The sequence below is a fragment of the Microbacterium luticocti DSM 19459 genome (assembly GCF_000422405.1).
In the GTDB taxonomy this organism is placed as follows: domain Bacteria; phylum Actinomycetota; class Actinomycetes; order Actinomycetales; family Microbacteriaceae; genus Microbacterium; species Microbacterium luticocti.
Genome location: NZ_AULS01000006.1, coordinates 26,281 through 39,812 on the forward strand (window position 1 = coordinate 26,281; position 13,532 = coordinate 39,812).

Annotated in this window: 15 protein-coding genes; 4 read left to right on the forward strand and 11 right to left on the reverse strand. The window is 69.5% G+C overall.

Translation table 11 applies throughout. The features are described from left to right. Positions 1–19 precede the first annotated feature (19 nt). The gene (gene manA / locus H577_RS0108200; protein ID WP_036284215.1) at positions 20–1,180 is read left to right on the forward strand and encodes a mannose-6-phosphate isomerase, class I; all 1,161 of its coding nucleotides are present in this window, start codon (positions 20–22) and stop codon (positions 1,178–1,180) included. Between the two features lie 231 nt (positions 1,181–1,411). Beyond that, complete coding sequence (locus H577_RS0108205; RefSeq protein ID WP_029145559.1) at positions 1,412–2,620, forward strand: FAD-dependent oxidoreductase; 1,209 nt, start codon at positions 1,412–1,414, stop codon at positions 2,618–2,620. A gap of 22 nt (positions 2,621–2,642) precedes the next feature. On the opposite strand, the gene H577_RS0108210 is transcribed toward H577_RS0108205, so the two are convergent. The 11 genes from H577_RS0108210 to coaBC form a co-directional block, all read right to left on the reverse strand. After that, a complete protein-coding gene (locus H577_RS0108210; RefSeq protein ID WP_029145560.1) occupies positions 2,643–2,924 on the reverse strand; it encodes a hypothetical protein in 282 nt (93 codons plus the stop codon). Positions 2,925–3,101: 177 nt separating this feature from the next. After that, positions 3,102–3,536 (reverse strand): Imm61 family immunity protein, encoded by a 435-nt coding sequence (locus tag H577_RS0108215; RefSeq protein ID WP_084515989.1) that lies wholly within the window; start codon positions 3,534–3,536, stop codon positions 3,102–3,104. 82 nt (positions 3,537–3,618) lie between these two features. Then, positions 3,619–3,870: a hypothetical protein gene (locus H577_RS0108220; RefSeq protein WP_029145562.1), complete on the reverse strand. Its 252-nt coding sequence runs from the start codon at positions 3,868–3,870 to the stop codon at positions 3,619–3,621. Further along, a complete protein-coding gene (locus H577_RS0108225) occupies positions 3,867–4,307 on the reverse strand; it encodes a glycohydrolase toxin TNT-related protein (RefSeq protein WP_029145563.1) in 441 nt (146 codons plus the stop codon). The genes H577_RS0108220 and H577_RS0108225 overlap by 4 nt, the downstream gene beginning before the upstream one ends. Before the next feature lie 32 nt (positions 4,308–4,339). Then, positions 4,340–4,633 carry a hypothetical protein gene (locus H577_RS0108230; protein WP_029145564.1) on the reverse strand — a complete coding sequence of 98 codons (294 nt, stop codon included), beginning with the start codon at positions 4,631–4,633 and terminating at the stop codon, positions 4,340–4,342. A 119-nt stretch (positions 4,634–4,752) separates the two neighbouring features. Beyond that, positions 4,753–5,193 (reverse strand): hypothetical protein, encoded by a 441-nt coding sequence (locus H577_RS0108235; protein WP_029145565.1) that lies wholly within the window; start codon positions 5,191–5,193, stop codon positions 4,753–4,755. Continuing rightward, positions 5,190–5,768: a hypothetical protein gene (locus tag H577_RS0108240; RefSeq protein WP_029145566.1), complete on the reverse strand. Its 579-nt coding sequence runs from the start codon at positions 5,766–5,768 to the stop codon at positions 5,190–5,192. The genes H577_RS0108235 and H577_RS0108240 overlap by 4 nt, the downstream gene beginning before the upstream one ends. 6 nt (positions 5,769–5,774) lie before the next feature. After that, a complete protein-coding gene (locus tag H577_RS17000) occupies positions 5,775–7,217 on the reverse strand; it encodes an ADP-ribosyltransferase (RefSeq protein WP_029145567.1) in 1,443 nt (480 codons plus the stop codon). Continuing rightward, positions 7,217–7,534: a hypothetical protein gene (locus H577_RS15635; RefSeq protein WP_036284217.1), complete on the reverse strand. Its 318-nt coding sequence runs from the start codon at positions 7,532–7,534 to the stop codon at positions 7,217–7,219. Before H577_RS15635 ends, H577_RS17000 begins: the two co-directional genes overlap by 1 nt. 2 nt (positions 7,535–7,536) lie before the next feature. Continuing rightward, positions 7,537–7,926: a YbaB/EbfC family nucleoid-associated protein gene (locus H577_RS15640; protein WP_051191869.1), complete on the reverse strand. Its 390-nt coding sequence runs from the start codon at positions 7,924–7,926 to the stop codon at positions 7,537–7,539. 296 nt (positions 7,927–8,222) lie between these two features. Then, a complete protein-coding gene (gene coaBC / locus H577_RS0108260) occupies positions 8,223–9,431 on the reverse strand; it encodes a bifunctional phosphopantothenoylcysteine decarboxylase/phosphopantothenate--cysteine ligase CoaBC (RefSeq protein WP_029145568.1) in 1,209 nt (402 codons plus the stop codon). 29 nt (positions 9,432–9,460) lie between these two features. On the opposite strand from coaBC, the gene H577_RS0108265 reads away from it, so the two are divergent. Both H577_RS0108265 and H577_RS17005 read left to right on the forward strand, forming a co-directional pair. Further along, positions 9,461–10,186: an NRDE family protein gene (locus H577_RS0108265; RefSeq protein WP_036284219.1), complete on the forward strand. Its 726-nt coding sequence runs from the start codon at positions 9,461–9,463 to the stop codon at positions 10,184–10,186. A gap of 283 nt (positions 10,187–10,469) precedes the next feature. Next, positions 10,470–13,433, forward strand: a complete 2,964-nt coding sequence (locus H577_RS17005; RefSeq protein ID WP_051191870.1) for an exo-alpha-sialidase — start codon at positions 10,470–10,472, stop codon at positions 13,431–13,433. The last annotated feature ends 99 nt before the right edge of the window (positions 13,434–13,532 follow it).

The window sequence follows — 13,532 nt, forward strand, 5'->3', positions numbered from 1 at the left end:
ACGCGGACGAAAGGATGCCATGGCCGCTCTCATCCCGCTGACCAACACGCCCCGCGACTACGCGTGGGGCGCGACCGACGGCGTCGCCCGCACGCTCGGCTGGACGCCGACCGGCGGGCCCGAGGCCGAACTGTGGCTGGGTGCGCACCCGCTGTCGCCGAGCCGCCGCGCCGCGCCCGCCGGCGACGCCGCGCCCACCTGGCACGACCTCGCCGAATGGGAGCAGCAGTCGGGCGTCGCCCTGCCGTACCTGCTGAAGCTGCTGGCTGCGGCATCCCCCCTCTCGCTGCAGGCGCACCCCACCCCGGCGCAGGCGGCCGAAGGGTTCGCGCGTGAAGAGGCGGCGGGCATCCCGCTGACCGCCCGCGAGCGCAACTACAAGGATCCGCACGCCAAACCCGAGCTCATCGTCGCCGTCGACGACGGGTTCGAGGCGCTGTGCGGGTTCCGCCCGGTCGCCGAGACTCTGGCGCTCGTGGATGCGCTGGCCGCGGCATCCGACACCCCCGAGGCACTCGCCCCGTGGCGGGATGCCGCAGCCGCCGGTGTGCACGAAGGCTTCTCGTGGCTGCTGTCGGGCGCCGACGAGGTCGACGCCGCGGTGGCCGCCGCGTCGCTGACGGCGCAGCGGCATCCGCGCCGCTTCGAGCTGATCGACCGGCTGTCGCGGCAGTACCCGGGCGATGCGGGCATCCTTGTCGCGCAGATGCTCAATCATGTGACCCTGGCCGCGGGTGAGGCGCTGTGGCTGCCGGCGGGCAACATCCACGCGTACCTCCGCGGCACCGGCGTCGAGCTCATGGGCCCGAGCGACAACGTGCTGCGCGGCGGACTGACCCCCAAGCACGTCGACCGCGACGAGCTGCAGAAGGTGCTCGACTTCACACCCGGTCCGGCGTCGCGGCTCGAGCCCGTGCCGGTGTCGCCGCACGTGGTGTCGTACCGGCCCGCATCGGTGCCCTCGGGCGCCGGCGTCGGGTTCGAGCTGCTGCTGGTCACCGGCGACGCGACCGTGCGCACCGGATCGGCGGCCATCGCACTCGCCATCGACGGCTCGTTCACCCTGTCGGTCGACGGTGTGGATGCCGCGGCCCCGCGCGGCGCCGTCGTCTTCGTCGACGAGCCCGCCGAGGTGCGCGCGGCCGGCTCGGGCCGGCTGTTCGTCGCCACCGGGGTCTGACCAGGCCAGGGGCGGGTGCCCAGGAACCGTCCGGAAGGGACGGCGCGCACCGGGGGAGTGTCAGAACTCCTCCATTTCGGGCGGATCGGCGAGCGCATCCCGCGGAAAGACGCGGGCGTGTGGCCGCCACGCGCACGGAATGGAGGAGTTGAGACGCCGCAGTGAGGTGAACCTGCGCCGCGAGGCCCCGCTCACCGTGCACCGACCGCCGCCGCGGCGTAGTCTGCGTTCGTGGCGACGCAGCGCACCGAGGTGTGCATCACCGGCGGAGGGCCCGCCGGTGTGATGCTCGGCCTGCTCCTGGCCCGGGCCGGCATCGACGTGGTCGTGCTCGAGAAGCACGACGACTTCTTCCGCGACTTCCGCGGCGACACCGTGCACCCCTCCACGCTCGACCTCATCGACGCGCTCGGGCTGCGCGCGGCATTCGACGCTGTGCCGCACACGCCGCTGCGGCGACTGGATGCTGTGATCAACGGCATCCGGATTCATGCCGTCGATTTCACCGGCCTGCCCGGACCGAACCGGTTCGTCACCCTGATGCCGCAGTGGGACCTGCTCGACCTGCTCGCCGAGGCAGCGGCACGGTACGCCTCGTTCCACCTGCGGATGGGCGCCGAGGTCACCGGCGTGATCGAGCGGGACGGGCGCGTCGTGGGCGTGCGCACCGCCGCGGGCGACGAGGTCGAGGCGCGGCTGGTCGTCGCCGCCGACGGGCGCACCTCGACGGTGCGTACGGCGCTCGGCTTCACGGCCGAGGGGGCACCGGTCGGCACGGATGTGCTGTGGTTCCGGGTGCCGCGTCCGCCCCAGCCGCTGCCCGACACGCTCGGATGGGCGAACGCGGCGGGGGTGGCGATCACGATCCCGCGGCCGGAGTATCTGCAATGCGCGCTGCTGGTGGGCAAGGATGAGCATGTCGACACGGTCGAGGGGTTCCGCGACCGGGTGGTGCGGGTCGTGCCGCGCCTGGCCCCGGTGATCGATGCGGTCGCCTCGGTCGACGACGTCAAGCGCCTGAACGTGCAGATCGACCGACTGCCCCGGTGGTGGCGGCCCGGCGCGCTGTGCATCGGCGACGCCGCCCACGCGATGTCGCCGGTGTTCGGCGTGGGCATCAATTACGCGGTGCAGGATGCTGTGGCCGCCGCGCGCCTGCTGATTCCCGCGCTGCGGCCACGGGGTTCGGTGAAGGATGCCGGTGACCTGGCCCTCGATGTCGCCTGCGCGGCCGTGCAGTGGCGGCGCGAGCGCCCGACCGCGATGATGCAGGGTATCCAGCGGCGTGCACACGTCTTCTTGGGTACCGGTCGTGTGGCGCAGCTGATCGACAATCCGCCCACGCGTCGACAGCGCGCCGCGCTGCGGCTGCTGCTGCCGATCCTGCGGCGAGTCGCGGCACGGGTGGTGGGTTACGGGTTCCGGCCTGAGCGACTGTGAGGGATGTCGCGGCCGCTCGGCCTCAGGGAAGCGGCACGTCAGGGGGTTCAGGAAAATCGATGCCGAGTGAAGCTTCCACGGCATCCAGGTCGGGGAGCTCGCGGCGTGCGTGCTCCCGCGAGATCACCTGCGGGTTGCTGAATGCGCCGACTTCCCAATAGGTGCCGCAGCGGCGGCAACGGCGGACCTCCGCCATGAACTCGTCACTCTTACCGAGCGTGACGGCCCGGGCTTGAGGCGCATAGTTCATCCAGTAGCCCGCACAGAACTCGCATGCCCCGGGGTATGCAGCGTTGCCGGTCATCTCGCGCCAATCCCGTCGACCACAAGATGATGATACGAGAGCATGTCAGCCCGGAAGCGCGTCGTCGTCCTTCCAATTCGCGGTGGGATGGGATGCTCGGTGAGGTGCGCCCCGACGGACGCGGCCGTCAGGTCCGCAGCATCCGGAATCTCAATGTCCATCGATGCACTCCTTGAGTCATGCAACGTCGGAGGACAGGGGCTGGCCGTCTGCGCGGAGGAACGCATCGCGGATCTCTGCGGGGGAGAAACCCGCGAGCTGCGAGAATCCCGCGGCGCCGGAACCGCCGTATTCGCGCGCAAATCGTGCTGTGACATCGAGACCGGATGCGCTACGGAGCATGAACCCGCCCTCGGGTGCCGCTTCCACGCTGAAGCCTCCCATTGCCTGCGCGGGCGTGAAGGGCCGAGCAAGGTGCGGGAGGCCGAGACGCGATCGAAGATCGACGCCGATCAACCCGGTCACCATCCGTTCGATGTCGGTGAGGTCGAGTGTCCACATGACTGATTGCTCGCCCTCGCCCCGCTCCGCACGAGAGAGAAGCCAGGAATCGGGCGATGGGTGACGAATGGTGTACCGGATCTCGCCGCCGGGATCGTGCGGCCGGACCAGAAGACATGGCCGTCTGCTGGGATGCTGAAATCAACGGTGGAGGGATGATGCCGCGGCCGATGCCTCGACCTGAGGCACGGCGTCAACGCACGCCGGTGATGCGGTTCCAGACATCGACCCGGTGGGCGAAGTCGGCCAGAGCGCTCTGTTCGTCCGCGAACTCGCGCACCGACGGGGGCAGTACTTGTGCACGATCGTCCTGGATGTAGGTGACGAACCCGGCACGACCCTGCGCGATCACGACGACGTTCGTCTTCGATCGCGGATCATCGAAGAGCACATACCCGGTGTATCCGCGGGCGGCGAGGTCGCTCGCCACGGTGTCCCGGTTCATGACGCCCTCCCCAGGTCGAGCTCGCGGACAAGGCCCAGACGCAGATAGAACTCCAGGGGGAGCGGGAGGGTGAGCCCCGTGGCGCCGCCGGGATCGCCGAATGCCGGGGCGACGGGACCGGCGAAGATCGGCGAGTCCCAGACGTAATAGCCGATCTCCACGAGATCTTCGAGATCGCGTCGCAGTGCGGTGTCGGTCGAGCGCACGTAGGCGTCGTGAATGCGCCGGCAGTCGCCGGTCACGAGGATCTGGTGGTAGGCAGCGGGATTCTCCTGCCACGGGAGAGAGCGCGTCTCATAGGCGGCAGGGGTGCCGTTCTCCACGAGGTACACGTACCGCGTGCGCAGGCTCCCGTACAGGTCCCACACCTCGGCACCGGCGGGCACCGGTTCGCGGGGGAGCTGTCTCCCCGACTCGTCCACCCAGAATCGCGTCATTGAATCCGGTCTCCCCTTCGTCATGTTCGCTCTCATGCGCCACGCGACGACGAGCCGCGCATCTTCTGATGCCAGAGCGCCCTGCGCAAGAACGCTTCGACGGCCTCCTGCTCAGATGTGGTGTGCAAGGTCATGCCGTCGACGATTCCCGCACGCTCGTCGGTGTCCCACACGCGCCAGCCCGATCCGTCTGAATCGATCCACGTCGAGAGCGCCCGTCTCCCGGTGGGACCGAACCAGTTCGCGGTCGGCATCGGGTGCTCGGTGAGATACGCCCCGACGGATGCGATCGTCAGGTTCTCGGCATCCAGGTTCTCAATGTCCACCGGTGACCTCCTTGACCAGACCCAGCTTTTCCAGAACGCTCACGCTGATGGGTTACGGGTTCCGGCCTGAGCGACTGTGAATGACATGCCGTGCCATCACGCGGCTTCGTTCACTTCTGTCAGCGCGGGTAGAAACGTCCGGGGCTGGTGACAGTGAACGGTGCGGCGGCGTCGGCGCTGGCGAGGATCGCCGCGAGCGCATCGTCTTCGGGCAGAGTCGGCAGAGGCCGATCAGGAATCGTTTCGATGAGGACCTGCACCTGGTGCTTTCCGACGGGGTGGATGCCGGTGGCCGGGCTGAGCACGGAGCCGGGCAGCAGGGCCACTTCTTCTTCCGCTCGATTGCGCGACAAGGGGCCCACGTCACGCCCGGCGATCGAGACGATCGCATACAGGTAGGGGGCGGCGAAGTTCTCGGATGCGACCCGCGGGTTGCGTGACGTCGGCAGTGGCGCATGCAGGGTGATCGGCATGGTCACTTCGAACGTGGCGCCGTTCCATACGATCCCGTTGTAGACGGGAAGCTTGCTGAGGATGTCGGGAATCGGTTGTGTGCTCATGAGTGCTTTCGCATCCTCTCGTACAGCCTGGCGATCTTCTTCGGCCCCAGCGCTTCTGCGCGGGCGGCGCGGAGTGCGAGCTCTTCGGTCTTCGCTCCTGTCCACGGGCCTGGGACGGCGGGGTTCTGCGCGATCCATGGAAACTCGCGGTCAACATCGGCCTGGACGATCGGGCCGGTCTTCGGAGCCCTCGCCGCAACGAGATGATCCCACTGGTCGCCCCACCGGGCGTGGCCAAGAGCCTCGGTGACGATCGCCGCAGCGAGCGGTCTTCGTGCAGCGCGCCACAAGACCGTCCCGTGCGACGCGATCTTCACCTCACTGAGGTCGAATCTGAGCGAAACACCATCCGGATACAGCAGAACAGGTTCACCGGAGGAAGCGAGCGTGACGTCGCCCGGAACAACGGCGCCGATCACCCCCCTGGCCTGCTCGACCCAGTACTCGCCAGCCTTCTGCTCGTCGGGTTGATGAAGGAACTTGGCCATGCTCACGTAGGGACCCGTGCGCTTCTTCACCTCCGCTACGACCGCGTCCCACAGAAGAGCCAGGGTGGCGTCCGGCAGATCGCCCATAAAGCGCTACCGGACTTCTCGAAGATGGATACGCCAGGTGCCCTGCGCATCCTGGACTTTCGACACGACCTCGAACTCGGTGCCGCGTTGGTAGAGGACCTCTCCCTCGTTCTGGTAACGGGAGAGCGCCGTGACGTCGCTTCCGTTGAGGCCGTCGACAGTGATGATTCCCGGCACCTCGCCCTTCGCGAACGCCTCCTTCGCGAAGTTGTCGGCCGTGCTGCCGTCTTTCGACGTGCTCATGAAGGAATCGTCGTGCCACTTCTGGCCCGGCTGGAACGTGTTCAGGAAGTCGTCGTTGAGCGTCACACCACGGTAGGTGCGCCCAGGCTCGGCGGGAAGATTCGCGATGCCCGACGATGTGTCGTTGATGCGATCATGCAGCCCCGGCAGATCGGCGGGGTCTGGTTGGGTATGGCCTCTGAGGAAGGGGTTCATCGCTTCATAACCCGGATTGGTCGTGTAGTCGTAGACGCCCTTCACATCGGACGGGGTCAGGCCGGGATATTCGTCGGAGACGGCCTGCGCCCACTCATCCAGTCGGTCTGGATCCACCGAACCGTCGGGGAGGCGGTACTCGGCGTCGATCTTCGACAGATCGGGTAGTTGTGGAGCATCCGCTCCCTGGTGCGCGGGCGGGTCGCCCAATTCCGGCTTGCGTCCCGATACCGGCACGTCCTCCTTCGGCGCCTTGCCGTGGAGGAGTTTGGCGAACAGGTCGCTGGCTTTGTCGAGGAGGGGTTTGAGTTCGTCGAAGTGTCGGACCAGGGATTTGATGGATTCGAGGAGGTTGGTGACGAACTTGCTGACGCGTGCGACGAGGGAGGAGACGCGGGTGCTGACTTGTTCGATGATCCAAGGGGTGGCAAGGCCGAGACTGAGCGCGGCTTCGCCGGCCCACGAGATCGCGGAGCCGACCAACTGGGAGAGCACGTCGCGGACCAGGTCGTGCACGGCCTGGACGATCATGGAGGCGATGTTCAGCCCGGTCGAGAACGCGCCGGCCCAGGTGCCGGCCGCACTCAGGTGCGCGGCCGTGTCTTTCTGGAACCTGCGGTAGGCGTCCATCGCCTCGCCGGTGAGGTCGTCGACGTCGCCGAGCACGCGTTGCAGTTCGGTGCCGGCTGCTTCCATCTGGTGTTGGATGTTCGCCCAGGTCTGCGCGAACGCTTGGACCTCGGAGGCGTTGCCGGTCAGGTCGTTGAACCAGCCTTTGAGGGGTTCGACGTGGTCGATCAACCACCCCAGGCCGGCTGCGATCAGGGTGCCCAGTGGGTCGGAGACGGCGGCGGCGGTGTCGAGCACCGCCGAGAACGCGGCCATGCCGCCCGAGACCCAGTCGCCGGAATTGATCGCATCGACCAGGCCGGCGCCGTCTTCGAGCAGCAGGGTGCCCGCGAACGGGGAGGTGTGATCCTGCGCGGTAGCGACCAGCGGGTTGGCCGCCATCAGCCCAGGGCGCTTTCGATCTGCCGGATCGAGACGGCAAGCTCTTCTTCGAACGCGGCCATGTCGTCGGCGACCCCGCGCAGCTCGGTCGCCGACCGGTCCACCAGACCCTGCGCGGACGCGATCGCGGCCGAAGCCGCCGTGGCCACCAGGGTGGCCGGTGCGACCAGGAACGCACACATGACACCGAACGCGCCCCCGGACATGTTCGTGGCCGAGGCGGCATCCCGCGCGACCTGCACGTCGGAAGACACCTGACGCACCCGGGCCGCATGGGCGATGATCAGGTCCTGGTCGATCGTGATGTGACCACCCACGGCTACTGTGCCCCGTCCTCGCCGGTGCGGGCCTGGACTTCGTCGCGCAGACGTGCGACCACCGGGGAGTCGTCACCGAACGCGGCGGCGGCCAGGTCGACCGCCTGCTGCCCGGCGTCACGGGATGCGGCCTGTGCGGTCGAGACGATCATGCGCGACAGGTCGCGCGCGCCCAGATTCAGCGCGGCATCCGACAACTCCACGTCAACGAGCCGGCCGGACGCGTCGACGGTGACCGACAGTTCCCGGCGAGGCGATGACGCGGTGCCGCGCACTGCCTCAACCTGCGCCCGCATCTGCTGCGCCGCCTGCGCACGCTGCTGCGCGGCCGCGACCTGATCGTGCACCCGGGCGATCAGAACATCCGGATCCTCAGCCACGAAACCATCCATCCCGACGATGATACGAGACCGGTCGACACCACTGCCAAATGAGCGGTGGCTGCGGCATCCGTCATCGCCTGCAGCATCTCGGCCGCGGTCGTCGCTGGCCAGATCAGCTTCTGTACGGGGTCACAGAGTTCTCCTCACAGTGTCGATGATCGCGTCCGCTGCGGTCTCAGCTCGTCTGGAGGCCATAGTTGCGCTTTTCGGCGCGGAGCTTCGTGCAAGCTCGACCCGCCGTCGTCGTCGGCCATCAATTCACCGGGATCCATGTGCAAAGCGAGGCGTCTCAGGTTTCATGGCCGTCAGCGCGCGGCGGCGCGGACGGCGACCACGGCGTCCCACACCGCGTCGGCCACTTGGCGCTTGGTGCCGGATGCCTCGGCCACCACGTCACCGCCGGCGCGCAGCACGATCACCTCGTTCGCGTCGGACTCGAACCCGTGGTCCCACCCGACGGCGTTCACGACGAGCAGGTCACAGCCCTTGCGGTGGAGCTTGCGCCGCCCCCGCTCGAGCAGATCCTCGCCGTGGGCGGTCTCGGCGGCGAACCCGACGATCGTCTGACCGGGCCGACGGGAGCGCACCAGGGTCTTCAGCACGTCCTCGGTCTCGACCAGTTCGAGCACCCGCCCGGGCCCGTCGGCGTCTTCTTTCGTGAGCTTCACATCGGCTGCGGCATCCGGCCGGTAATCGGCCACCGCGGCGGCCATCACCGCGATGTCGGCGGTGGCTGCGGCATCCGTCATCGCCTGCAGCATCTCGGCGGCGGTGCCGGCGCGCACCACCGTGAGCCCGGCGGCAGAGGCGAGCACCCCGTCGTCGGTGTGCGCGGCCACCAGCGTCACGTCGGCGCCGCGGTCGGCCGCTGCGCGGGCCAGGGCCACGCCCTGCCGTCCGCTGGAGCGGTTGCCGATGAACCGCACCGGGTCGATCGGTTCGCGGGTGCCGCCGGTCGAGATGACCACGCGCACCCCGTCGAGGTCACCCGGATGCACGAGCGCCAGCGCCTGCGCGACGATCTGTTCGGGTTCGACCATGCGCCCCGGACCGACATCGCCGCCGGTCAGCTCACCGTCGTCGGGGCCGACGATGTGCACGCCGCGGGCGGCGAGCGTGGCGATGTTGGCCTGCGTGGCGGGATGCCGCCACATCTCGGTGTGCATCGCCGGGGCCACGACGACCGGTGCCGTGGTGGCCAGTAGGGTGGTGCCCAGCAGGTCGTCGGCCAGCCCGGCGGTCATCTTCGCGAGGGAGTGGGCGGTGGCGGGAGCGACGATCACCAGGTCGGCCTGGCGGCCGAGCGCGACATGGCGCACCTGCGGCACGTCGTCGTGCACGCTGGTGGTGACCGGGTGGCGGCTGATCGCCTCCCAGGTCGGCAGCCCGACGAACCGCAGCGCGTCTTCGGTGGGGATGACGTGGACCTCGTGACCGGCCTTCACCAGCAGCCGCACCAGGTGCACGGACTTGTACGCGGCGATGCCGCCGGTCACTCCCACGACCACGAACATGGCTCGATCCTCCCACGGGCGGATGTCACATGTGCACGGTGATCGTGCGGGTGCCGGCCTCGTCGCACGAGCCGGTGCGGCTGCTGGCGGTGCGCGACGAAGATCCGACACGGCCCTGGCAGCCGCTCGGGGCGTGGTGGCCCGATCGCCCCGGCGTGGTGGGCGTGCGTGACGTGCGTGCCGGCGGGGCGTGGCTGGCGATGGATGCCGCGGGCCCGAGGCTCGCGGTGCTGCTCAACCGGGCGAGCCCACCGGTGCCCGACGGCGTGACGCAGCTGTCACGGGGCGGGATCGTGCTGGATGCCGTGGCCGGGCGGTCCCCGCATCCGTCGCCTGCGGTGCTGGGATTCAACCTGGTCGAGGTTGCACCCCAGGGCGTGCGGGTGCTGACCTGGGACGGTGTGTCGCGGAGTGAGACGTCGGTGCCGCCGGGTGTGCACATGATCGCGCACGACGATCTCGACGACCAGCGCACACCGCGCATCGTCGCCTGGCGCGACGCGTTCGCCCAGGTCGCCGACGAGCCCGACTGGCAGCGGGCGTGGCTCGACGTGCTGGGCCGGTCGGCGCGGCTCGGCCCCGACGACGACCGTGCGATCATCCGCGACAACCGCGCCCACGGGTACCCCACCCAGTCGCTGTTGCTGTGCACCGCGACGATCGGTCGGGACGGCGCCGAGGTCAGATACGGCGAGTTCGCCCGGCCGGGGATGTGGAACGAGGTCGCGCTCGTCGCGCCCCTGGCCGCGCGCTGAGCCGGTCGCGCGCGGTAAGCGCAGGAGATTCCGGCGAGAGCAGGAGATTCACGCGCGATTTCTCCTGCTGTGGGCGGATTCTCCTGTCGGGGACGTGGCGGACCAGGATGCCGCGTCGAACTGCCGCGCGGGCGAAACGCATCCTTGACCCCTCGGAACGGGAAGGGGTAGGGTCCCTGGACATAGGACATCCGACGTCCTATGACCAAAGGTGCTCCTCGAAAGGCAGACAATGGCCCGTCATGCCCGACCCCGTCCCCATCCCTTCTCGTCGCGGCCGCCGGTGACCTCGCGGCGGCCGGCGACCTCCCGGCCATCGGCGATCCGCCGGCCATCGGCGGTCCGCCGGCCATCGGCGAAAGCCCTGCTCGGCGGGCTCATCGGTGTCGCACTCGTCCTCGGCGGGGTCACCGCGGCATCCGCCGCACCGCTGCCCCCGTACGTCGACGACCCGACGCAGCCCCCGGGCACGTTCACGACGACCAACATCGCGAGCGATCGCACCGCGAAGAACTTCTACTACCGGATCCCCGCCGTGGCCTCCGTCGGCGACGGCGTCGTCGTCGCGGTGTGGGACGGCCGGCCGAACAGCGCGGGCGACGCCCCCAACCCGAACTCGATCATGATGCGCCGCTCCACCGACAACGGTCAGACCTGGGGTCCGGTGCGGGAGATCGCCGCCGGCCAGGTCGCGAGCGCGCAGCACGGCTACTCCGACCCGAGCATCGTCGTCGACCACGACACCGGGCACGTGTTCGTGTTCTCGCTGTACTCCAAGAACCAGGGGTTCTTCGGCAGCGTGTACGGGAACGACGACGCCGATCGCAACGTCATGAGCGCCGCGGTCACCGAGTCGCCCGACGGCGGCGTCACCTGGAAGGCGCCGCGCCTGATCACCGCCGACGTCAAGCCCGCGAACGGCAGCGTCGTCGACGGCACCTACGTTCCGGTGGCCGGCGACGTCAAGGGCGCGTTCGCCACGTCGGGCGACGGCACGCAGCTGCGCTACGGCGAGCACGCCGGCCGGCTCATCCAGCAGTACGCCGGCATCGTGCGGCAGGCCGACGGCTCGGAGCCGATCCAGGCGTACTCGGTGTATTCCGATGATCACGGCGCCACCTGGCAGATGGGCACCCCGGTCGGCGACCTGATGGACGAGAACAAGGTCGTCGAGCTCTCGGACGGAAAGGTCATGCTCAACTCGCGCGATCACGGCAACGGGCATCGGCGCAAGGTGGCCGTGTCGGATGACGGCGGTCAGACCTACGGCCCGGTCACGCGCGATCCCGCCCTGCTCGAGCCGACGAACAACGCGGCGATCATCCGGCTGCATCCGGATGCCGCCGAGAACAGCGCCGACGCGAAGAAGCTGCTGTTCATCAACTCCAACAGCACCAGCGGTCGGGTGGACGGCGCCGTGCGCGTCTCGTGCGACGACGGCAAGACGTGGCCCGGCGTGCGGCAGATCAACAAGGGCGGCACGTTCGGCTACGCCAGCGCCACCGTGCTCGACGACGGTGACATCGGCGTGCTGTGGGAGAAGGACTACGTCTCGAACCTGCAGTTCACGACGTTCGACGAGGCCTGGATGAAATACGTCTGCGCTCCGCTCACGCTCGGGTCCGCCACGGTGCACGGCACCACGCCGACGAGCATCCCGGTCACGGTCACCAACCAGGAGCAGACGCCACTGTCGGGCGAGGTGACGTTCTTCACCCCGGACGGCTGGAGTGCGCAGCCCGCGAGCGTGCAGAACCTCGCGCCCGGCGCCTCGACCACCGTGGACGTGACGCTGACCGCGCCCGCCACCGCGGGCGACGCCACCGGCATGACGATGGCGTTCACGGCATCCGACGGACGCGTGAGCCAGAGCCAGATCACGATGCACGCGACGAACCCGGTGAACCTGGGGGCGACCCTCGCCGTCACGAACACCAGCCCGGCGCGGGATGTCGCGACCGACCCGTATCGGGTGGGCGACACGCTCACCTTCACGGTGCGGGTCACCAGCAGCTCGAACGTGGCGACCGTCGTCGAGCCGACGGACGCGAACTTCACCGACGGGTTCGCTCCGACGAAGTGCCGCTACGGCAACCTGCCCGCCAAGGGCGCGTACAACTGCGCGTACCCGACCCGCACCCTCACCCAGCAGGACATCGATCGCGGGTGGTTCCAGCCCCGGTTCGGCTTCACCATCGCCCCGACCACGGCGCCGCAGAACACGGTGCCGGTCTCGCTCACCGGGTCACCGGTGCTGCTGAGCGACCAGGCGCTGTCGGCGGTCGTCACCGGCGAACGAGGGGATGCCGCGCGTGACCTCGCGACGGACCCGTACGCGGTGGGGGACCAGGTGCCGTACACGTTCCACGTCGAGAACACCTCGCCGGTGACGACCCTGGTCGCCCCGACGGCGGGGAACTTCGCCCCGTTCGTGCCGCCCGGCCCCGGCAACTGCCGCTACAGCGCGCTGGCCGGGTTCGCCTCGTACGACTGCGCCTTCCCGCGGCACACGGTGACGCAGGACGAGCTCGACCAGGGCTTCTTCGTGCCGCAGAGCACGTGGTCGCTGTCTGCCGCCGGGCAGGCCGCAAAGACCCTCACCGTCACCGGCGACGAGGTCGATGTGCGCGTGCGCGATCCGCACCTGAGCGCGACGGTGACCGGCACCTGGCACGACGTCGACGGCAACGGCGTCGCCACAACCGGTGACACCGTCACCTGGACGAGCACGCTCGGCAACGACGGCAACGTCCGGCTGGATCAGGTGGCCGCGGGAGGTGCGGCTGTGGCATCCCTCGCCCCCGGCGTTCACCAGGCGGTCGCGACCGACACCGTGACGCTGACCGCCGCCGACGTCGCCGCGGGGTCGGTCGCCGGCCCGGCGCTGCACGGCACCGCGCACAACGGCGCCCGCACGGTGAGCGCGGATGCCGCGGCGGCGGCCCTGACGCTGAAGACCGCCCCCGCGTGGGATGCGGTGACGACGTACGACGACGGCGACCTGGTCGGCTACGCCGGGTCGTTGTGGTCGGCGATGTGGTGGACGAAGAACCAGAAGCCCGGGGACCCGTGGGGTCCGTGGCAGGAGATCGCCACCACGGCGACGGGCGAGGCGCTGTGGACCCCCTCGCGCGTGTTCGACGCCGGCGACGTGGTCTCGTACCACGGCACCCGGTACGCGGCGAAGTGGTGGACCCGCAACCAGGCCCCCGGGGATCCGTACGGACCCTGGCAGCCGCAGGGCTGAGCCCGTCGCATCCGGTCCCGCGCTCCGCCCGGTGTGCCCTCGGGCGGGGCGCGGGATCTTCGCGCGGGGGTCCGCAGGAGAATCCGGCGAGAGCAGGAG

Bases quoted from the DNA above. Each gene is read 5' to 3' on its own strand.
- manA (WP_036284215.1), top strand. From the start codon at position 20: ATGGCCGCTCTCATCCCGCTGACCAACACGCCCCGCGACTACGCGTGG.
- H577_RS0108210 (WP_029145560.1), bottom strand. From the start codon at position 2,924: ATGACCGGCAACGCTGCATACCCCGGGGCATGCGAGTTCTGTGCGGGC.
- H577_RS0108220 (WP_029145562.1), bottom strand. From the start codon at position 3,870: ATGAACCGGGACACCGTGGCGAGCGACCTCGCCGCCCGCGGATACACC.
- H577_RS0108225 (WP_029145563.1), bottom strand. From the start codon at position 4,307: ATGACGCGATTCTGGGTGGACGAGTCGGGGAGACAGCTCCCCCGCGAA.
- H577_RS0108235 (WP_029145565.1), bottom strand. From the start codon at position 5,193: ATGAGCACACAACCGATTCCCGACATCCTCAGCAAGCTTCCCGTCTAC.
- H577_RS0108240 (WP_029145566.1), bottom strand. From the start codon at position 5,768: ATGGGCGATCTGCCGGACGCCACCCTGGCTCTTCTGTGGGACGCGGTC.
- H577_RS17000 (WP_029145567.1), bottom strand. From the start codon at position 7,217: ATGGCGGCCAACCCGCTGGTCGCTACCGCGCAGGATCACACCTCCCCG.
- H577_RS15640 (WP_051191869.1), bottom strand. From the start codon at position 7,926: ATGGATGGTTTCGTGGCTGAGGATCCGGATGTTCTGATCGCCCGGGTG.
- coaBC (WP_029145568.1), bottom strand. From the start codon at position 9,431: ATGTTCGTGGTCGTGGGAGTGACCGGCGGCATCGCCGCGTACAAGTCC.
- H577_RS0108265 (WP_036284219.1), top strand. From the start codon at position 9,461: ATGTGCACGGTGATCGTGCGGGTGCCGGCCTCGTCGCACGAGCCGGTG.